Annotated in this window: 26 protein-coding genes; all 26 read left to right on the top strand. The window is 59.2% G+C overall.

Features of this window, described 5'->3' with window-relative positions; genetic code table 11:
• Positions 1-330, top strand: coding sequence for a 50S ribosomal protein L24 (locus HYT87_02690; GenBank protein MBI2058656.1), 330 nt, complete (start codon positions 1-3; stop codon positions 328-330).
• The gene (rplE, locus tag HYT87_02685) at positions 327-878 is read left to right on the top strand and encodes a 50S ribosomal protein L5 (protein MBI2058655.1); all 552 of its coding nucleotides are present in this window, start codon (positions 327-329) and stop codon (positions 876-878) included. Before HYT87_02690 ends, rplE begins: the two co-directional genes overlap by 4 nt.
• 5 nt (positions 879-883) lie before the next feature.
• Positions 884-1,069 (top strand): type Z 30S ribosomal protein S14, encoded by a 186-nt coding sequence (locus HYT87_02680; GenBank protein MBI2058654.1) that lies wholly within the window; start codon positions 884-886, stop codon positions 1,067-1,069.
• Between the two features lie 2 nt (positions 1,070-1,071).
• On the top strand, positions 1,072-1,467 hold the full coding sequence (rpsH, locus tag HYT87_02675) for a 30S ribosomal protein S8 (protein ID MBI2058653.1): 396 nt from the start codon (positions 1,072-1,074) through the stop codon (positions 1,465-1,467).
• 3 nt (positions 1,468-1,470) lie between these two features.
• A complete protein-coding gene (gene rplF / locus HYT87_02670) occupies positions 1,471-2,019 on the top strand; it encodes a 50S ribosomal protein L6 (GenBank protein ID MBI2058652.1) in 549 nt (182 codons plus the stop codon).
• A gap of 1 nt (position 2,020) precedes the next feature.
• A complete protein-coding gene (locus HYT87_02665) occupies positions 2,021-2,389 on the top strand; it encodes a 50S ribosomal protein L18 (protein ID MBI2058651.1) in 369 nt (122 codons plus the stop codon).
• A 21-nt stretch (positions 2,390-2,410) separates the two neighbouring features.
• A complete protein-coding gene (rpsE, locus tag HYT87_02660; GenBank protein ID MBI2058650.1) occupies positions 2,411-2,917 on the top strand; it encodes a 30S ribosomal protein S5 in 507 nt (168 codons plus the stop codon).
• Positions 2,892-3,077, top strand: coding sequence for a 50S ribosomal protein L30 (gene rpmD, locus HYT87_02655; protein ID MBI2058649.1), 186 nt, complete (start codon positions 2,892-2,894; stop codon positions 3,075-3,077). The genes rpsE and rpmD overlap by 26 nt, the downstream gene beginning before the upstream one ends.
• A complete protein-coding gene (gene rplO, locus HYT87_02650) occupies positions 3,070-3,513 on the top strand; it encodes a 50S ribosomal protein L15 (GenBank protein ID MBI2058648.1) in 444 nt (147 codons plus the stop codon). The genes rpmD and rplO overlap by 8 nt, the downstream gene beginning before the upstream one ends.
• Positions 3,510-4,820, top strand: coding sequence for a preprotein translocase subunit SecY (secY, locus tag HYT87_02645; GenBank protein ID MBI2058647.1), 1,311 nt, complete (start codon positions 3,510-3,512; stop codon positions 4,818-4,820). The genes rplO and secY overlap by 4 nt, the downstream gene beginning before the upstream one ends.
• A gap of 7 nt (positions 4,821-4,827) precedes the next feature.
• Complete coding sequence (locus HYT87_02640) at positions 4,828-5,502, top strand: adenylate kinase (GenBank protein ID MBI2058646.1); 675 nt, start codon at positions 4,828-4,830, stop codon at positions 5,500-5,502.
• A 108-nt stretch (positions 5,503-5,610) separates the two neighbouring features.
• Positions 5,611-6,366 (top strand): type I methionyl aminopeptidase, encoded by a 756-nt coding sequence (map, locus tag HYT87_02635; GenBank protein MBI2058645.1) that lies wholly within the window; start codon positions 5,611-5,613, stop codon positions 6,364-6,366.
• Positions 6,366-6,584: a translation initiation factor IF-1 gene (gene infA, locus HYT87_02630; GenBank protein ID MBI2058644.1), complete on the top strand. Its 219-nt coding sequence runs from the start codon at positions 6,366-6,368 to the stop codon at positions 6,582-6,584. The genes map and infA overlap by 1 nt, the downstream gene beginning before the upstream one ends.
• A 10-nt stretch (positions 6,585-6,594) precedes the next feature.
• Positions 6,595-6,708 (top strand): 50S ribosomal protein L36, encoded by a 114-nt coding sequence (rpmJ, locus tag HYT87_02625; protein ID MBI2058643.1) that lies wholly within the window; start codon positions 6,595-6,597, stop codon positions 6,706-6,708.
• Positions 6,709-6,714: 6 nt separating this feature from the next.
• Complete coding sequence (rpsM, locus tag HYT87_02620) at positions 6,715-7,104, top strand: 30S ribosomal protein S13 (GenBank protein ID MBI2058642.1); 390 nt, start codon at positions 6,715-6,717, stop codon at positions 7,102-7,104.
• A gap of 59 nt (positions 7,105-7,163) precedes the next feature.
• The gene (gene rpsK / locus HYT87_02615; protein ID MBI2058641.1) at positions 7,164-7,712 is read left to right on the top strand and encodes a 30S ribosomal protein S11; all 549 of its coding nucleotides are present in this window, start codon (positions 7,164-7,166) and stop codon (positions 7,710-7,712) included.
• A 3-nt stretch (positions 7,713-7,715) separates the two neighbouring features.
• Positions 7,716-8,342: a 30S ribosomal protein S4 gene (gene rpsD / locus HYT87_02610; GenBank protein MBI2058640.1), complete on the top strand. Its 627-nt coding sequence runs from the start codon at positions 7,716-7,718 to the stop codon at positions 8,340-8,342.
• 30 nt (positions 8,343-8,372) lie between these two features.
• Positions 8,373-9,401, top strand: a complete 1,029-nt coding sequence (locus tag HYT87_02605; GenBank protein ID MBI2058639.1) for a DNA-directed RNA polymerase subunit alpha — start codon at positions 8,373-8,375, stop codon at positions 9,399-9,401.
• 14 nt (positions 9,402-9,415) lie between these two features.
• On the top strand, positions 9,416-9,832 hold the full coding sequence (gene rplQ / locus HYT87_02600; protein ID MBI2058638.1) for a 50S ribosomal protein L17: 417 nt from the start codon (positions 9,416-9,418) through the stop codon (positions 9,830-9,832).
• A 140-nt stretch (positions 9,833-9,972) separates the two neighbouring features.
• Complete coding sequence (gene lnt, locus HYT87_02595) at positions 9,973-11,499, top strand: apolipoprotein N-acyltransferase (GenBank protein ID MBI2058637.1); 1,527 nt, start codon at positions 9,973-9,975, stop codon at positions 11,497-11,499.
• 211 nt (positions 11,500-11,710) lie between these two features.
• A complete protein-coding gene (gene mazG, locus HYT87_02590; protein ID MBI2058636.1) occupies positions 11,711-12,361 on the top strand; it encodes a nucleoside triphosphate pyrophosphohydrolase in 651 nt (216 codons plus the stop codon).
• Positions 12,362-12,682: 321 nt separating this feature from the next.
• Positions 12,683-13,195, top strand: coding sequence for an NADH-quinone oxidoreductase subunit J (locus HYT87_02585; GenBank protein MBI2058635.1), 513 nt, complete (start codon positions 12,683-12,685; stop codon positions 13,193-13,195).
• Between the two features lie 17 nt (positions 13,196-13,212).
• Entirely contained in the window at positions 13,213-13,497 is a 285-nt protein-coding gene (gene nuoK / locus HYT87_02580; GenBank protein ID MBI2058634.1) for an NADH-quinone oxidoreductase subunit NuoK, read from the top strand.
• Between the two features lie 2 nt (positions 13,498-13,499).
• Entirely contained in the window at positions 13,500-15,482 is a 1,983-nt protein-coding gene (nuoL, locus tag HYT87_02575; GenBank protein ID MBI2058633.1) for an NADH-quinone oxidoreductase subunit L, read from the top strand.
• Positions 15,479-16,981 carry an NADH-quinone oxidoreductase subunit M gene (locus HYT87_02570; protein ID MBI2058632.1) on the top strand — a complete coding sequence of 501 codons (1,503 nt, stop codon included), beginning with the start codon at positions 15,479-15,481 and terminating at the stop codon, positions 16,979-16,981. Before nuoL ends, HYT87_02570 begins: the two co-directional genes overlap by 4 nt.
• The gene (locus HYT87_02565) at positions 16,978-17,451 is read left to right on the top strand and encodes a cyclic nucleotide-binding domain-containing protein (GenBank protein MBI2058631.1); all 474 of its coding nucleotides are present in this window, start codon (positions 16,978-16,980) and stop codon (positions 17,449-17,451) included. Before HYT87_02570 ends, HYT87_02565 begins: the two co-directional genes overlap by 4 nt.
• Positions 17,452-17,615: the final 164 nt, after the last annotated feature.

Below are 17,615 nucleotides of genomic sequence, written 5' to 3'. Positions count from 1 at the left end.
ATGGCCAAATTTGAGCCGGGTCATGTCCGAAGGGACGACGTGGTCGCCGTTCAGGTGGGAAAAGACCGCGGCAAGACCGGCAAGGTTCTCCGGGTGCTGCTGAAAAAGGATCGAGTCGTCGTGGAGCGGGTCAATATCGTGAAACGCCACACCCGTCCCAGTCAGACGCAGCCGGGTGGCATTGTGGAGAAGGAGGCCCCCATCCACATCTCAAACGTCCTGCTGTATTGCACGCGTTGCGGGAAGGGCGTCCGCACGCGGGTACGGTTGCTGGACGATGGGGGCAAAGTCAGGCTTTGCGCAAAATGCGGGGAGACACTGGACAAATGACCGCGCGATTGAAACAGCTCTACTCGAAGGAGGTCGCCGGAAAGCTTTTGAAGCAGTTGGCGGCGAAGAATCTCTTTGCCGTGCCCCGGCTAAGCAAGATCGTGCTCAACTCGGGCATCGGTGAGGCCAAGAAGGCTGAGGGCGCAAAAGCCCTGGAGAACATGACCCAGGTGATGGCCGCGATCACCGGCCAGAAACCCGTGGTTACCCGTGCCAAGAAATCGATTTCGAATTTCGGCATCCGCCGAGGCCAATCCATCGGGTGCCGGGTCACGCTCCGCGGGGATATCATGTACGAATTCCTGGACCGGCTGGTAAGCATTGTCCTCCCGCGGGTGAGGGACTTCAAGGGCGTTTCGACCAAGTCTTTCGACGGGCGCGGCAGCTACACCCTCGGCCTCCGCGAACAGGGCATCTTCCCGGAAGTCAAGTTCGAGTGGATCGACAAGCCCAGGGGAATGAATGTGACGTTTGTAACCACCGGGAAGAGCTCGGCCGAGACCCGGGAGCTTCTGGCTCTACTGGGTGTTCCGTTCCAAAGGAGTTGATTGCCATGTCGAAGAAGTGTCTGAGACTCAAATCCCGGATGAAGCCCAAGTTCAAGGTCCGGGCATACAACCGTTGTCCCTTGTGTGGGCGTCCGCGGGCCTATATTCGGAAGTTCAGCATGTGTCGTCTTTGCTTCCGGAAGCTGGCGTCGAAGGGCGAACTTCCCGGCGTGGTGAAAGCGAGCTGGTAGCCGTGGTCAGCGATCCTGTAGCGGACATGATTGTGCGGCTCAAGAACGGCGTCCGCACGCGCCGGACCTTCGTCGAGATTCCCGTCTCGAAACTGCGGGTTCATCTGGCGGAAATCTTGGAGCGAGAGCAATTCATCGAGAAATTCATGGCCGTCAATGATGGTCGTTTCGGTATGTTGAGGGTTTTCCTGCGATACGGGCCCGGCAAGCAATCGGTCATCCAGCAGATCCGGCGGATCAGCAGGCCGGGCCGGCGGGTGTATCTGGGGCATGCGGAAATTCCCCGCGTTCGCCGCGGCTATGGCATCGGTATTTTTTCGACCTCGCGCGGACTCGTAACAGATGACGACGCGCGGCGGCAGAAGATTGGCGGCGAATACTTATGCGAGGTATGGTGAGGCATGTCCCGCATCGGCAAGAAAATCATCCCCATTCCCCAAGGCGTAAAGCTCTCGGTCCAGGGCCGTGTCTGCACGGTCGAGGGGCCGAAGGGAAAGCTCAACCATACCATCCCGGCGGGGATCCAGGTACAGGTGGCGGACGGCAATGTCATGGTTAGACCGGATTCACCGTCGAAGGAATTGGCCCCGTTGTACGGCACCACGCGGGCCCAACTGGCCAACATGGTCACCGGCGTTTCGCAGGGTTTCAGTCGCGGGCTCGAAATCAGCGGCGTGGGTTTCAAGGCGGAAGTCCAGGCGAAGGAATTGATCCTGACCTTGGGATTCAACCACCCGGTTCGAATTCCGATCCCGGAGGGAATCCAGGTGAAAGTGGAAAAGGGAAACGCCCTTACGGTATCGGGAGCCAACCGCCACGACGTGGGACAGTTGGCCTCGGTGATTCGACATTCGCGCCCCGCGGACCCGTACAAGGAAAAAGGGATCAAATACGCCGGGGAGATCATCCGGCGCAAGGTGGGCAAGGCCACCGTGGCGAAAGCGGCGTAGGATGGGCCAGGACACCCTCAAGAAAGACAAGCGCGCCCGACGGAAGCGGCGGATCCGGAAGAATGTGTCCGGTACCTTGGAGCGGCCCCGCCTCACCGTGTATCGCAGCCACAAACATATTTACGGGCAGATCGTGGATGATTTGACCTCGAAAACTCTTGTAGCGGCATCCAGCCTCGTGCAGGAACTCAAGGGGAAAGCCAAGCACGGGGGAAATGTCGATGCGGCGAAAAAGGTGGGCGCCCTGCTGGCGAAGCGGGCCCTGGAAAAAGGCGTGAAGCAAGTCGTCTTTGATCGCAATGGGTATCTCTACCACGGCCGAGTGAAGGCGCTGGCGGATGCCGCGCGCGAAGCCGGGTTGAAGTTCTAGCGCTGAAGGAGCGGGACACGAGTGGCGGATGAATTTATAGAAAAAATCGTGCACATCGGCCGAGTGGCCAAGGTGGTCAAGGGTGGCAAGCGCTTGAGCTTCAACTGCATTGTGGTTGTGGGTGACGGGCAGGGCCGCGTCGGATTCGCCCTCAGCAAGGCCAACGAAGTTCCGGACGCCATCTCGAAGGGGCTGGAAAAGGCCAAGAAGCACATGGTGAAGATCCCGCTCGTGGGGGGGACGATCCCCTACGAAGTTCTGGGCCACTTCGGCGCGGGCAAGGTTTTGTTGAAGCCGGCGTCGAAGGGCACAGGCGTCATCGCCGGCGGCGCCGTGCGCGCCATCCTCGAGGCGGTGGGAGTGAAAAACATTCTCACCAAAAGCATGGGATCGAGCAACTCGCACAATCTGGTCAAGGCCACCGTGGATGCTCTGACCCAGCTGAAAAGTCCCGAGGAAATGTATGCCCTTCGGCCGAAACTGCGTGAAAGGCTGAGAAAAGTTGAAACGACTACGGCTCACTCTTAGGCGGAGCCTCAGCGGCACGATTCCCCGCCATCAGCGGGCGCTGAAGAGCCTGGGGCTGACGCGCATCGACAAGAGTGTCGTGTTGCCGGACAACCCGTCCACCCAGGGCATCGTGGCGCAGCTCCGACATCTGATTGAAGTGAAGGAAGAAAATGCTTAACACCCTGACGGGGAACCCCGGTTCCCATGCGAAAAACAAGCGAGTAGGCCGCGGCTTGGGATCCGGCCACGGGCGCACGGCGTGCAAGGGGTACAAGGGGCAGCAATCCCGCTCCGGTGGCGGCGTGCATCCCCGGTTTGAAGGCGGTCAAACCCCGCTCCATCGTCGGCTCCCCAAGCGCGGATTCGTGAATATTTTTCGCAAAACGACGGCGGTTGTGAATCTGTCCGATCTTGCGCGTGTGCCTGGAGAGGCGAAGGAAGTGACGCCGGAACTCCTGGCCGAATGGGGGCTGGTACGCGGCGGGTCCGGGATCAAGATTCTGGGTGATGGCAAGTTGGAGCGGGTATTGACCGTGAAGGCGCACGCCTTCAGCCGGACCGCAAAGGAAGCGATTGAAAAGGCCGGAGGGAAGGCGGAGGTCATCTCAGGATGAAGGAAGCCCTGCTGGACGTCGCCAAGGTTCCCGAGCTGGGGAAGAAGCTCTTGGTGACCCTGGGTCTGCTTGTGGTCTACCGGCTGGGGATCCACGTGCCGACGCCGGGGGTGGATGCCACGGCGCTCACGGCTTGGTTCCAAGCCCAGGGCGGTGGGCTGATGGGCATCCTGGACGTGTTCACCGGCGGTGGCCTTTCCCGTCTGTCCGTATTCGCCCTGGGCGTGTGGCCGTACATATCGGCCTCCATTGCGGCCGATCTTTTGTCCCAAGTCATCCCTCAACTCGAAGCGTTGAAGAAAGAGGGTGAGCAAGGCCGAAGAAAAATCAACCAGTATGTGCGCTACGGCACGATTCTGGTTTGCATTGTTCAGGGCACCTTCCTGATTTTTCAAATGGAGCGCGGAAGCGCGCCGGGGGGGCAGCCGATTGTGCTCCATCCCGGGTGGGGTTTCCGCATCCTCACGCTGATCACCCTGACCGCCGGCACATTGTTCATGATGTGGCTGGGCGAGCAGATTACCCACCGGGGAATCGGCAACGGCGTGTCGCTCATCATTTTTGCCGGCATCGTCGGAAGAATTCCCTCGGCCACGTCGAACATGTTCCGTCTCATCCAGACCGGGGAAATGGAAATCCTGGTGGCATTGCTTGTCCTCCTGCTCATCGTGGGGTCCATCGGATTCATTGTCTTTGTGGAGATGGGGCAGCGAAGACTTCCCGTGCAGTACCCTACGCGCATGGTTGGACGAAAGGTTTTTCAGGGACAGGACACCCACCTTCCGCTCAAGATCAATGTGGCGGGCGTGATCCCCCCGATCTTTGCCTCGGCGTTGCTCGCCTTCATGGCGTACCCGGCGCAGATCTCCCAGCATCCCGCGCTGCAAATGATTTTCGGCGCCTTTGCGCCGGGGAAGTTCCTCTATACCCCCGCCTACATTCTCATGATTGTCTTCTTCTGCTTTTTCTACACGGGCGTCATTTTCAATCCGGTGGACGTGGCGGACAACCTCCGAAAATATGGCGGCTACATCCCGGGGATCCGGCCGGGTAGAAAGACGGCGGAATACATCAACGCGGTCCTGAGCCGGATTACGCTGGGCGGTGCGGCCTATCTGGCCTTGATCTCTCTTCTGCCGACCTTCATGGCCCGGGAATTCAATGTGCCGTTCTACTTCGGAGGAACCGCCCTCCTGATCGTTGTGGGCGTGGCTCTGGATTTCATCCAGCAGGTCCAATCCCACCTCCTGGTCCGGCAGTACAAGGGTTTTCTGGAAGGGCGCCGACTGAAAGGCCGTCGGGGATAGGTGCGGATTGAATCTGGTGATGATGGGACCGCCGGGTGCCGGGAAGGGGACGCAAAGCAAGATGCTGTCGGCCAAATACTCCGTGCCCCAGGTTTCCACGGGCGACATGTTGCGGGATGCCGTCAAACGGCGTTCAAGGCTCGGCGTTGAGGCCAAGATGTACATGGATCGCGGCCAACTCGTCCGGGATGGAATCGTCGTCGGTATCATCGAAGAGCGGCTCAAGCGATCGGACTGCGCGCAGGGTTTTATCCTCGACGGATTTCCAAGAAACACCGCGCAGGCGGAGGCCTTGGATTCCATGCTGAAGGGTATTGGGAGGCCGTTGGATTTTGTCATGCTGATCGAGGTGAACGAGGAGGCTCTGGTGAAGCGCCTGACGGGTCGGCGTGTCTGCAAGGCATGCGGAGCCGAGTACCACATCCTCTACAAACCGTCGGCAAAGGGAGCCGAATGCGAGAAGTGCGCGGCGGAGATTATTCAGAGGAGTGACGATCGCGAAGATGTGATCCGGGAACGACTCAAGGTGTACCGGGAGAGCACCGAGCCTCTGGCCGAATACTACGGAGCCTCGGGGATTTTGAGACGGTTGGACGGCGACGGCCCCATCGATTCGGTTCAGGCGAAATTGGTCGAGATCATGGCGGGGCGAGCGCCGAAGGCCGAAGCCGCCGCGTCGTGATGGGTTTGACGGAACGGCATGGAAAACCAGGAAATCGCCGGCAGGGAGCGCGTGTCCGCGCCGGTTGGGTCGGTCCGGGGAAGGCGGGATCGTTTTCGAGGTATTCCGGTGATTGATCTGAAATCAAAGGATGAGTTGAAAGTCATCGGAGACGGATGCCGGCTCCTTTCCGAGCTTTTCCAAGAGCTGGGACAGTGGGTCAAGGAAGGGGTATCGACTTTTGATCTGGACCGCGAGACGGAGAACTGGATCGTGAAGCACAAGGCCAAGCCGGCGTTCAAGGGCTACCGGGGATACCCGGCCTCCCTTTGCGTGTCGATCAACGACGAAGTCGTTCACGGAATTCCCAATCGGAACAAGAAAGTTACGGCCGGGGACATCGTAGGAGTTGACTGTGGGCTGATCCACAACGGCTTCTATGCTGACATGGCGTTTACCTACATCATCGGCGAGGTCTCGGACGAGATCCGCCGGCTGGTGGACTCGACGCGTGAATCGCTCTACAGGGGAATTGAGAAGGCGCGCACGGGCAATCGACTGTTCGACATCTCGCATACCATCCAGGCCTACGTGGAGGAGCGAGGGTACTCGGTGGTGCGGGAGTTCGTGGGCCACGGGATCGGGCGCCAACTCCACGAAGACCCCCAGGTGCCGAACTACGGGCAGGCCGGGAAGGGTGTCCCCTTGACCGAGGGTCTCGTGCTGGCGATCGAACCGATGGTGAATGCGGGAGGCAGCGAGGTGCGCGTGGAGCCGGACGGCTGGACAGTTCGGACCAAAGATGGTAGCCTCTCGGCCCATTTTGAACATACGGTGGCGATCACGAGCAACGGGCCGGAGATTCTGACTCAGGTTCCGAGGTAATGGCTAAGGTTGAGGGCATTCAACTTATGGGTACGGTCAAAGAGGCGCTTCCCAACACCATGTTTCGCGTGCAATTGGAAACCGGCCAGGAGGTTCTGGCCTACATGTCCGGAAAAATGCGCCTCCATTACATCAAGATTCTTCCGGGCGATCAGGTGGTCATCGATATGTCCCCGTATGACTTGACGCGGGGTCGCATTATTGGAAGGCAGTCTTGAGGAGCCGAAGATGAAGGTCCGGGCTTCCGTGAAAAAGATCTGCCAGAAATGCAAGATCGTGAAACGCCGGAATGTCCTCCGGGTGATTTGCTCGAACCCAAAACATAAACAACGACAGGGGTAAATCGGAATGGCTCGTATCGCTGGAGTGGAGTTGCCTGACGCCAAGCGCGTGGAAGTCGCGTTGGGTTACATTTACGGAATCGGACCGAAACTTTCCGCCGATATTTTGGCGGCTGCGAAGGTGGATCCCAACAAGCGGATGAGGGAGTTGAGCGGTGAAGACATCGCGCGGATCCGTCATATGATCGAAACGGGCTACAAAGTGGAGGGCGACCTGCGGCGCGAAGAGGGAATGAACATCAAGCGGCTCATCGATTTGAGATGCTGGAGGGGCCTGCGGCACATGCGCAGCCTGCCGGTTCGCGGTCAAAGAACGCGTACCAACGCGCGAACTCGACGCGGTCCCCGAAAGACCGTGGCAGGACGCGGCAAGCCGAGGGGCTCGAAGAAAGGATAGGGAACATTTCGGCTGAAATCCTGCCGCAGAGGCGGGAGGGACGGCCGACCGGAGAAATCATGGCTGAAGAAAAGGCTGAAAAACCGAAGAAGACCGATAAGGCCGAGAAAGGGTCCAGGCCGGAAGCGGCGGAAAAAAAGGCATCGGGAGCGGGCCGGAAATCCGGCTCACCGGATGCACCCGGCCAGGCTGAGGCCGGGGAGAAGGCGGCAGCCCCCGAGGGTGCGCCGGCTCCCCGACGGAAGAAAAAAGGGAAGAAGAACGTTCCCGCCGGCGTGGCCCACATCAACGTGACGTTCAACAATACTCTGGTGACCCTGACGGATCCCCAGGGAAATGTGCTCAGTTGGGCGAGCGGGGGAACGGCCGGCTTTTCCGGCACCAAGAAAGGCACCCCGTACGCAGCCACCAAAGCAGCCGAAGTGGCGGGTCGGAAGGCCATGGACCACGGGCTGCGCAGAGTCTCCGTCCTTGTCAAAGGGCCGGGCCCGGGCCGGGAAGCGGCGGTCCAGGGCCTTCAGATGGCCGGTCTCCACGTTCTTTACATCAAGGACGTGACCCCCATTCCCCACAACGGCTGCCGCGCGCCGAAGCGGAGGAGGGTCTAGCCCATGGCACGCACAACGGGATCCGTTTGCCGCATCTGCCGCCGCGAGGGTGTGAAGCTGTTCTTCAAGGGGGATCGCTGCTACACGGACAAGTGCTCGTACGAAAGGCGCCCCTATCCGCCCGGGCAACACGGGCAATCCCGGCTCAAGGCGACGGACTACGGCATCCGCCTCCGGGAGAAACAGAAGATGAAGCGGTCCTACGGAATGATGGAGCGCCAATTCCGAAAGTTTTTCAGGGACGCACTGAGGAAGAAAGGTGTGACCGGGGAAACGCTCCTGATGCTTTTGGAGCGGAGGCTGGACAATGTGCTCTTTCGTCTGGGATTCGCCAAGACGAGAAATCAGGGGCGGCAGGTGGTGACGCACGGTCACATCCTGGTCAATGATCGCAAGGTCAGCGCGCCGTCCTATCTCGTCCGAGAAGGGGATGTCATTCGGATCCGGGATGGAAGCCGCGAGATGCCCCTGTGGGGGGAAGCGGTGGAGTTCTCCACTCGGAAGACGGTGCCCGACTGGCTCGAGAGCGACAAGGACAAGCGGGTGGGACGTGTGAAGGAACTGCCCCGAAGAGAGCACATTTCGGAAACCTTCGAAGAGCAGCATGTCGTCGAATTTTATTCACGGTAGGCCCGCCGAGGCGGACAAAGGAGGCTCAGCATGATCGAGAGGAACTGGACAGAACTCATCAAGCCGAAAGGCATGGTGGCGGACGACAAGACGCTGACCGACCGGTACGGCAAATTCGTCGTGGAACCCCTGGAGAAAGGGTTTGGGATCACGCTGGGGAACTCCCTCCGGCGCGTTCTGCTTTCGTCCCTTCAAGGGGCTTCCATCACCGCGATCCGTCTTCAAGGCGTGCTGCATGAATTTTCCACCATCCCGGGCGTGGTGGAGGACGTGACGGATTTGGTGCTCAACCTGAAGGGCATCCAACTCAAGATGCACACGTCGGAGACCAAGATCGGGCGCCTCAAGGCGTCGGGTCCGGGTGAAGTCACCGCGAAGCAGATCGAGGTCGATTCCTCCGTGGAAATTCTCAGCCCGGAACAGCATATCGCCACGCTCGATAAGGGCGGGAAACTCGAAATGGAGCTCGAAATGCAGATGGGACGCGGCTACCTGCCGGCCGAGGTCATGAAGAAGCAGACTCAGGCGATCGGGACGATCCAACTCGATGCGATCTATACGCCGATCGAGAAGGTAAATTTTACGGTTACACCGGCGCGCGTGGGCCAGCGGACGGACTATGACCGCCTGACCCTGGAGGTGACCACGGACGGCAGCCTCAAGCCGGAGGAAGCTATCGCCTACGCGGCCAAAATCCTCAAGGAGCAGTTGGCTGTTTTTATTACGTTTGAAGAAAAGGACCTTGGGTCCAAGAAGGGCAATGACACGGACAGCCAGAGCTCACAATATATGATGAGCCTCTCGAAGAGCATCAATGAACTCGAGCTCACCGTCCGGTCGGCGAACTGCCTCAAGCAGGCCAACATCCGGTATATCAGCGAACTCGTCCAGAAGACGGAAGAGGAGCTCTTGAAGCACAAGAACTTCGGCCGGAAATCGTTGAATGAGATCAAGGAAATCCTCTCGGGCATGGGACTCTCGCTCGGAATGAAAATTCCCGGAACCGAGATGATGGTGGAGTCCGCTTCTCCGATGGAAATGCAGGCGGCGGGGAACTAGAAAGTCGACCGGACATGCGGCATCGCGTAGGACATCGCAAGCTGAGACGGCCCACGTCGCACCGTCTTGCCATGCTCCGGAATCTGACGGTCTCGCTGCTCCTCCACGAGGGTCTCCACATCAGCGTGGCCAAGGCGAAGGAAGTGCGACGGCTCGCCGAGAAAGCGATCACGTGGGGCAAACGTGGAGACCTTCATGCCCGGCGGCTGGCCTTCTCCGCGCTCCGAAGCAAGGAGGCGACCACGAAAGTATTCTCCGATCTGGCCAAGCGATATTCCTCCCGTCCGGGCGGCTACACGCGAATCCTCCGGATCGATAACCGGCAGGGCGACAACAGCCCGCAGGCTCTCCTCGAACTGGTGGATCGCACCCCTCCCGCCAAGCCCGACCAGGCCGAGAAGGACAAGAAGAAAGATAAGAAGTCGGCCTAACTCCGTGCGCAAGCCCCGTGCGCATGGGCTGCATCCCCTCCGGCGACAACCGCGTCAATCTCATCCCACCCCCGGGAAAGGAAGTTCTTGTTCGGCGACGGGGCTGGTTCGTCCTTGGGCATTGAACTGAAGGCTGACGCATGAAGGGGCGCCTGGGTCGGGAATGGGTCAGCGGGATGCTGTTCGTGCTCCTGTTCTTTCTGACCTTCCCCAAGTTCGGGTACGCGGGGTTCGCGTGGATTTGCCTGGTGCCTCTGCTCGACCTGGCCCATCGGATGCCGAGAGCGAAGGCGTTTCGATGGGGATGGCTGTTCGGGACGGCCGCCTGGTGCACGATCATCTACTGGATCCCTTACACGCTCGAGTTCTACGGAGGAGTGGCCATTCCAATCGCCCTCCTTGCGCTGATCCTCCTGGCGGGATGGCTGGGGCTCGTCGTGGGTGTATTCACCTGGTTCGCGTCCGCTCTCAAGGACGATCCGGCCTGGGCTCGTTTGGTCGCACTCCCGGTGGTGTGGGCGGCCTTGGAATGGGTGAAGAACTACGTGCCCCTCGGCGGCTTCCCGTGGATGATCCTTGGATACAGCCAGTTCGAACATGTTCGGTGGATCCAGATTTCGGAGATTACCGGGCCCTATGGGGTGTCCTTTCTCCTGGTTTCCGTGAACGTCCTGCTACACCAAGGGTGGGCCACGGGGAAGAAACGGTCCCTCTGGGCGGAGGCCTTGTGTGTCGGAGTGATTCTGGCGCTGGTCTACGGGTACGGGTGGGTCCGCATCGGGCACGTTGAAGCTTTGGCGTCCGATCGACCGACCGTGAAAGCGGCGGTTCTGCAAGGAAACATCGACCAGGCGGTCAAATGGACTCCCGGGTACCGACAGGAAACGCTCAAGATCTACGAGCGGCTTATCCGGGAGGCGGTGGCGGCCGGCGCGAAAATCGTAATCTGGCCGGAAGCCTCGGTGCCGTACTATTTCAACCTGAGCGGCGAGGCCCAGTTGAGCCTGAGGCAGATGGCGATCACGCACGGCGTAACGATGATCTTCGGGGCGCTGAGCGCCAGGCAGGCCGGAGGCATGGAATTTTTCTTCAACAGTGCCTTTGTGATGTCCGCCGAAGGGGAGGTGGGTGGTCGATACGACAAGATGCATCTCGTTCCGTTCGGAGAGTACGTGCCGCTCACCCGGTGGCTGCCCATCGAAAAAATATCCGCGGTGGCGGGAAACTTTTCATCGGCGACCGACATGAGACTCTTGGAGGCCCAACCCTTCAAGGTGGCGCCTTTGATCTGCTACGAATCCATATTCCCTGAGATTACGCGAGAGGCTTTTCGCAAGGGGGCGAACCTCGCGGTCATCATAACGAATGATGCGTGGTTCGGTCCGACCAGCGCGCCCTACCAACATCTGGCTATGGCTGCATTCCGCGCCGTCGAAGCAAGGACCGATATGGCAAGAGCCGCCAACACCGGGATATCGGCATTTATTGCGCCAACCGGCAAGATCGTGAGCACGTTGCCGCTCCAGAAAGAGGGAATCCTGTTGAATGAAATCCGCACCAAAGGCGTGGGGACTTTCTACGTCCGTTTCGGAGACGTCTTCGCCTACATGTGCGTCGCGGCGACTGTCCTTCTGTTCGTCTGGCGGAGGAAGAATGTCGCGGCGTAAGAAGCGCGATCCGTGGATGGAGTTGAAGCGTGTTTCGCGGAGACTCCGCACGGTGGGAGGATGTCCGTGGGACCGAAAACAGACTTTTTCCTCTTTACGCCCCTATGTGGTTGAGGAAGCTTATGAGGTAGTCGAGTGTTTGGAACAATTTTCCCGTCACCGCGGACAACAGGATCACAGAGGCGGCCGGAAGCGCAGTGTGCATACCGCTGTGTCGCGAGCAGAGAGAGAAGGCCTCAAGGAGGAGTTGGGAGATCTGCTATATCAGGTGTTTTTCCTGTCTCAAATGGCGTGGGAAAAGAAATGGTTTGATGTGGACGACGTGGCCGATGCGCTGTCGAGCAAATTGGTTCGCCGTCATCCACACGTGTTCAAACGAACCGGGCTCCGAACCGCGAATCAAGTTCTCAAGCAGTGGGCTCGCACCAAGGCGCGGGAGGGAAACGGTCGGTCTGTGATGGCCTCCGTTCCGAGGGCGCTGCCTGCGCTGATGAGGGCAAGACGAGTTTCGGAGAAAGCGGCCCGGCTGGGTTTCGATTGGAAGGACTCACGCGGTGTTCTCAGGAAGGTGAAAGAGGAGTTCGGCGAGCTTGAGCATGAATTGAAGCATGGGAAAAAGCGTCGTGTCGAGGAGGAATTGGGAGATCTTTTCTTTACGCTCATCAATCTGGGTCGATTCTGGGGAGTAGACGGCGAATCGGCGCTTCATGGAACGGTCAATCGGTTTGTGCAGCGTTTTCAATACATGGAATCGGAAGCAAGTCGGTTGGGACTCGACATTTCAAGATTGAAGGCGAGCGAATGGGAAAAATTATGGGGGAGAGCCAAGAAGTTCTCCACAGAAAAAGTGGATAGACTGTGAATAACCAGACCGGGACGTTGATCGCATCACTTTGGCTGGACGGGATTTCCGTGAGTGCCGAATAAATAGGCAACTTTGCAATCTGATGGACAGGTGATGTTTCCCATAGCACGCGGATGCTCCGGTTGTGGCCGGCTTGCATGCTCCATCAGCCCGTTGAGTTTAATCGATCCTCCGTCCCCTTCGCTTCGCTACACGGACGGCGATCGGAGTGGTGATTGGGATTCACGCCGGAATGACGCGGCGCGTCAGCCACGTGGGTTGACGTTTGGGGTTCCCCCGATATAATCCGCGCGGACATAAGACCCGGACAATCCCGAAATGAGTGCGCAACAGATCATTTTCTCTGCCCTTGTCGCACTTACACTGGGAACGGCGACTGTCGTGGTCTTCAGTCGGAATATCGTCCGAGCTGCGTTCGCTCTCTTTGGAACCTTCGCCGGTGTTGCCGGCCTGTACATCCTGTTGTCGGCTGAATTCCTCGCGGGGGTCCAGGTCTTTGTTTACGTTGGGGGCATCCAGATTCTGGTGCTGTTCGGTGTCATGCTCACGCGGCATTCCTATGATGTCCAGGTTTCTCGTAGTGCGCTGACCACGTTCCCGGCCGTTTTGGTGATGGCGGGCCTCGGATTCGTTCTCTGGCGCGTGACCCGGGCGCTTCCTCCAGGCGGGAGCCGGCCCGAAACCGATGCCGGAACGGCAGAGATCGGAAACGCCCTCGTGGGACAGTATCTCTTTCCCTTCGAACTGATCTCGTTGGTTATGGTGATCACGCTTTTGGGGGCCGTCATACTGGTTCGCAAAGAGCTCCGCCCCGAAGGGAAACCGGAGTGATCCCTCCTCACCATTTCATGATGGTGGCGGCCGGCCTGTTTCTCCTTGGGGGATTCTGCGTGATCCGCCGAAAGCACGCGGTCGGTGTGCTCATGGGGGTCGAGTTGATCTTGAATTCGGCGGCGCTCAACTTTGCGGCCGCAGCCAAGCTCCGAGGAGTTCCACTCGAAGGTCAGGTCGCGGCGATTTTTGTCATCCTTCTCGCGGCCGCCGAAGCCGTGGTCGTGCTCGCGGCCACGTTGGCGATCTACCACCAGGTTCGCACAGCCAATGCGGATGAAGTTCGGGAATTGAAGGGGTAGGGATGCATCCCGAAATCTGGATCGTTCTTGCCCCTTTGACGGGAGCCATCCTCTGCGGCGCGTTCGGGAAGAAGCTCGGGCCCCGTTTCGTCTCCGTGGTGGCTCCGGGGGCGGTGCTCGCGTCATTCCTGCTTTCGCTTCGAACGTTTCAGTCGGTGCTGCGCGCTCCACACGGTGCCTCGGAGATCATTTCCTTTTTCACGTGGCTGCGGGCCGGGCCGGTCACGGCTCAGTTCGCCTTCCTGATCGATCCCCTTTCGTCCTGGATGATCTTGGTCGTCAGCGGGGTCAGTTTTCTCATTCATGTCTATTCGGTTGGATACATGAAGGGAGACTCTGGATACTCCCGCTACTTCGCCTACCTGAATTTGTTCGTTGCGTTCATGCTCGTCCTGGTTCTCAGTGAGAACGTCTTGATGATGTTCATTGGATGGGAAGGGGTGGGTCTCTGTTCCTACCTTCTCATCGGCTTCTGGTTCACGGATATCCAGAAGGCGAAAGCCGGCATGAAGGCGTTCATCGTCAATCGAATCGGGGATTTCGGTTTCCTTGTGGCGGTGCTCCTTCTGTCGCGGCAGGAGGCCGGGGCGGGAGTATCTCCCCTCTCCTTTGCCTCTCTAGGCGGGCCGGCATTGTACGCGACTCCGTTCCTCGCCAATCTCATCGGCCTGCTCCTCTTCTGCGGAGCGGCCGGGAAGTCGGCCCAGATCCCGCTCTACGTCTGGTTGCCGGACGCCATGGCGGGCCCCACGCCGGTGAGCGCGTTGATCCATGCCGCCACAATGGTTACGGCCGGTGTGTACCTGGTCGTGCGTGCCTCCCCGATCTACGATGTGGCCATCACGGCCTCCCACCTTGTCGCCATCGTGGGTCTGGCCACGGCCCTCCTGGCAGGTCTGATCGCCGTGGGACAAAATGACATCAAGAAGGTTCTGGCCTATTCCACCGTGAGTCAACTGGGCCTCATGTTCGTGGCGGCGGGAGGGCATGCGAGAAGTGCGGCGATGTTTCACCTCACCACCCATGCCTTCTTCAAAGCGCTGCTGTTCCTTTCCGCGGGGAGCGTGATTCATGCTCTGCACGCCGCGGAGAACGAAAACGACAGGCAGGACATGCGGAAGATGGGGGGACTGATTCGGAAATTGCCCTGGACCTTTGCCGTGTTTCTGATCGGATCGCTTGCCCTGGCCGGCGTGCCGCCCTTCTCGGGGTTCTTCAGCAAGGATGAGATTCTCGTGAGCGCTTGGCAGACGGATCGGCTGACGTGGATCGCCTCGCTCGCGGTCGCCTTCCTGACAGCGTTCTACATTTTCCGGCTCATGTTCTCGGTTTTCGGGGGCTCCTTCAGGGGGAACTCACACGTCTACCACCACATTCACGAGAGCCCTTGGGTGATGCTGGGTCCGCTCTTGTTTCTGGCGGTCGGCGCGGCGGCGGGTGGGTGGCTCGGATTGCCCCATTGGTTGGGTCACAGTTTCTTGCAGGATTTCCTGGAACCGGGCGCCGAAGCTCACGGGGGGGCCGGGAGTGGAGTCGTCGCCTCCGCCATCGGTGGTTCCGGCGTCGCGCTGTTGGGAATCCTGACGGCTTGGTGGGTGCACCGACGCGGGAAGCAGGTTCAGGCGCAGGCCGATCGATGGATCCCGGCACTGGTCCGATGGGTCAAGGGACGCTTTTTCGTCGATGAGGCCTACGATCGGGCGGTAGTCATGCCGATACTTCATCTCAAGGACGGACTCGGGGCCTTCGACCGCGACGTCATCGACGGAGCGGTCAACGGAGCGGGGCGCTTGACGAAGGAAACGGCCTTCGCGAGTGGAACGGTTGACCTGCGAGGGGTGGATGGCGCTGTGAATCTCACGGCTTGGCTCTTTGACGGATTCGGACGCGCGCTCCGGCTGGTCCAGTCGGGCGTCGTACAAAACTATGTCTTCGTCATTTTCATCGGTGTCTTTCTTGTGCTATGGCTCCAAATCCGACTATGATTCGAAACCACCTTCCCACGCTCATCACGTTCCTGCCCCTGGCCGGTGCGGTCCTTGTTCTCATGGTTCCGTCCGGAAAAATCCGATGGATCCGGGGTGTGAGCCAGATCGCCACCCTACCGTCGCTTGTTCTGTCCGTTTGGCTCTTCGCTGCGTTCGACCGCACCGCGGCGGGAATCGATGGTTCCGGTCTTCAATTCGTAGAGAAGGCCGCATGGATTCCCGCCTTCAATGTCCAGTATTTCATGGGGGTGGATGGCCTGAGCATTCTGATGGTCGTCCTGACCAGTCTGCTCAGTGTGCTCTGTATTCCGGCCTCCCGTTCGATCCAAAAAGGCGCCAAGGGGTACTTTGCCCTATTCCTGCTTTTGGAGACGGGCATGCTGGGCGTTTTCTTCGCATTGGACTTTTTCCTTTTCTACGTTTTCTGGGAAGTGATGCTTCTGCCGATGTATTTTCTCATCGGGATCTGGGGCGGGCCCCGGAAGGAATACGCGGCCATCAAGTTCTTCCTCTACACGCTCCTTGGGAGTGTGCTGATGCTCGTGGCGATGCTGGCGTTCTACTTCAACACGCAACCCCACACCTTCGACATGACGCAGATCATCGCCCAGCGTGCCGCCTTCGACGGGCCGTTCTGGAAATTCATTTTCGTTCTCCTGTTCATCGGGTTCGCGATCAAGATTCCCCTATTCCCGTTTCATACCTGGCTTCCCGATGCGCACGTGGAGGCGCCCACCGCCGTCAGCGTCATCCTTGCCGGAGTTCTCCTCAAGATGGGGACGTACGGCCTCTACCGGATCAACTTCACGATGCTTCCCGAGGAGAGTTTCTGGTTCTCGAAGGAGATCTACGTGCTGCCGGCCCTCGCCGTGATCAACATCATCTACGGCGCCTTTTGCGCCATGGCCCAAAAGGATTTCAAGAAACTGGTGGCGTACTCGAGTATCAGCCACATGGGTATCGCCACCCTGGGGATGGCGTCCTTCACCGCACACGGACTGAACGGCGGCCTCCTCCAGATGTTCAATCATGGAGCCGTCACGGCGATGCTCTTCCTTTTGGTCGGCGTGATCTACGATCGGGCCCACCACCGAGACCTGGACGGGTTTGGAGGGCTGGCGGTCCGCATGCCTTTATACGCCGCGATCTCGGGCCTCGCATTTTTCGGCGCGTTGGGCCTGCCGGGGCTTAGCAGCTTTGTCAGCGAGGTGCTTTGCTTCCTTGGGGCCTTCGGCCCGTATCGCTGGCTGACCGTGGTGAGTGTGCTTGGCATTGTGATCACGGCGGCCTACGTGTTGTGGACCCTCCAGCGGGTGTTTCTTGGCCCGCTGAATCCGAAATTTGCCGGTCTTCCGGATGTGGATCGTTTGGAAATCCTCACGCTGGCGCCTCTGGCCGTCCTGGTGCTCTTTCTAGGCGTGTATCCCGCCCCGGCGCTTGACGTGATGGCGAGAACAGTGGAGAGTCTACTTCAGATTATGGGAGCCGGTTCTTGATTCAGCGAAAGGGGTTCTTCCAAAACCACCCCATTTTCAGAAAACTCACGCCTGAAGAGTCCGAAGAGATCCTCCAGCTTTCCCAGGAGCGTTTCTTCGAGGGCAAGCAGTCCATCATCGAAGAGGGAGAGATGAGTGGGGGCATTTATTTCATTCGAAATGGGAGAGTGGGGGTGGTGAAAAAGAGGGGATCGTCGGGTCCCGAGGTCATCGCCTATCTCAGCGACGGGGAATTTTTCGGTGAGATGTCGTTCTTGGACGGGCAGCCCACCATTGCCGCCATCATTGCGTCCGAAGCCACCATTTGCGAATTCCTTCCTGAAGACGAATTGAAGAAATTTCTCGCAAACCACTCCAGTTTTGCCTTTCACCTGGTTCTCAATATCGCCCGCTCTCTGTGCTCGAGGCTCCGGGAAACGGATGAGCGCCTTGTCCGTTTCATGAGTCTCATTCGAGAGAACGAGCAGTAGGGGCGAGGCATGCCTCGCCCCTGCCGCCGCCCCTCCCCGCGCCGGGGCGGGGATCCTACCTCCCCTAAAGTTTCTACCGATCCTTCCGATGGTGTCGATACGGGCTGAAATTGCGCTAGGAGAAAGGGAAGCGGCCAGCTCCACCTAGGACGCGCCCGATGGAA

It is taken from the genome of Nitrospirota bacterium (assembly GCA_016180645.1).
Taxonomy (GTDB): Bacteria; JACPQY01; JACPQY01; order JACPQY01; family JACPQY01; genus JACPAV01.
This window is presented reverse-complemented; position numbering and strand designations above follow the sequence as displayed.

What these genes read in the sequence shown, in the direction of transcription:
- HYT87_02570 (MBI2058632.1), top strand. Translation starts at nt 15,479, where the DNA reads ATGATTCGAAACCACCTTCCCACGCTCATCACGTTCCTGCCCCTGGCC.
- HYT87_02680 (MBI2058654.1), top strand. Translation starts at nt 884, where the DNA reads ATGTCGAAGAAGTGTCTGAGACTCAAATCCCGGATGAAGCCCAAGTTC.
- HYT87_02585 (MBI2058635.1), top strand. Translation starts at nt 12,683, where the DNA reads ATGAGTGCGCAACAGATCATTTTCTCTGCCCTTGTCGCACTTACACTG.
- rpsK (MBI2058641.1), top strand. Translation starts at nt 7,164, where the DNA reads ATGGCTGAAGAAAAGGCTGAAAAACCGAAGAAGACCGATAAGGCCGAG.
- nuoL (MBI2058633.1), top strand. Translation starts at nt 13,500, where the DNA reads ATGCATCCCGAAATCTGGATCGTTCTTGCCCCTTTGACGGGAGCCATC.
- lnt (MBI2058637.1), top strand. Translation starts at nt 9,973, where the DNA reads ATGAAGGGGCGCCTGGGTCGGGAATGGGTCAGCGGGATGCTGTTCGTG.
- nuoK (MBI2058634.1), top strand. Translation starts at nt 13,213, where the DNA reads ATGATGGTGGCGGCCGGCCTGTTTCTCCTTGGGGGATTCTGCGTGATC.
- secY (MBI2058647.1), top strand. Translation starts at nt 3,510, where the DNA reads ATGAAGGAAGCCCTGCTGGACGTCGCCAAGGTTCCCGAGCTGGGGAAG.
- rplQ (MBI2058638.1), top strand. Translation starts at nt 9,416, where the DNA reads ATGCGGCATCGCGTAGGACATCGCAAGCTGAGACGGCCCACGTCGCAC.
- rplF (MBI2058652.1), top strand. Translation starts at nt 1,471, where the DNA reads ATGTCCCGCATCGGCAAGAAAATCATCCCCATTCCCCAAGGCGTAAAG.
- HYT87_02665 (MBI2058651.1), top strand. Translation starts at nt 2,021, where the DNA reads ATGGGCCAGGACACCCTCAAGAAAGACAAGCGCGCCCGACGGAAGCGG.
- rplO (MBI2058648.1), top strand. Translation starts at nt 3,070, where the DNA reads ATGCTTAACACCCTGACGGGGAACCCCGGTTCCCATGCGAAAAACAAG.
- rpsM (MBI2058642.1), top strand. Translation starts at nt 6,715, where the DNA reads ATGGCTCGTATCGCTGGAGTGGAGTTGCCTGACGCCAAGCGCGTGGAA.
- infA (MBI2058644.1), top strand. Translation starts at nt 6,366, where the DNA reads ATGGCTAAGGTTGAGGGCATTCAACTTATGGGTACGGTCAAAGAGGCG.
- rplE (MBI2058655.1), top strand. Translation starts at nt 327, where the DNA reads ATGACCGCGCGATTGAAACAGCTCTACTCGAAGGAGGTCGCCGGAAAG.
- rpmJ (MBI2058643.1), top strand. Translation starts at nt 6,595, where the DNA reads ATGAAGGTCCGGGCTTCCGTGAAAAAGATCTGCCAGAAATGCAAGATC.
- HYT87_02690 (MBI2058656.1), top strand. Translation starts at nt 1, where the DNA reads ATGGCCAAATTTGAGCCGGGTCATGTCCGAAGGGACGACGTGGTCGCC.
- HYT87_02605 (MBI2058639.1), top strand. Translation starts at nt 8,373, where the DNA reads ATGATCGAGAGGAACTGGACAGAACTCATCAAGCCGAAAGGCATGGTG.
- rpsD (MBI2058640.1), top strand. Translation starts at nt 7,716, where the DNA reads ATGGCACGCACAACGGGATCCGTTTGCCGCATCTGCCGCCGCGAGGGT.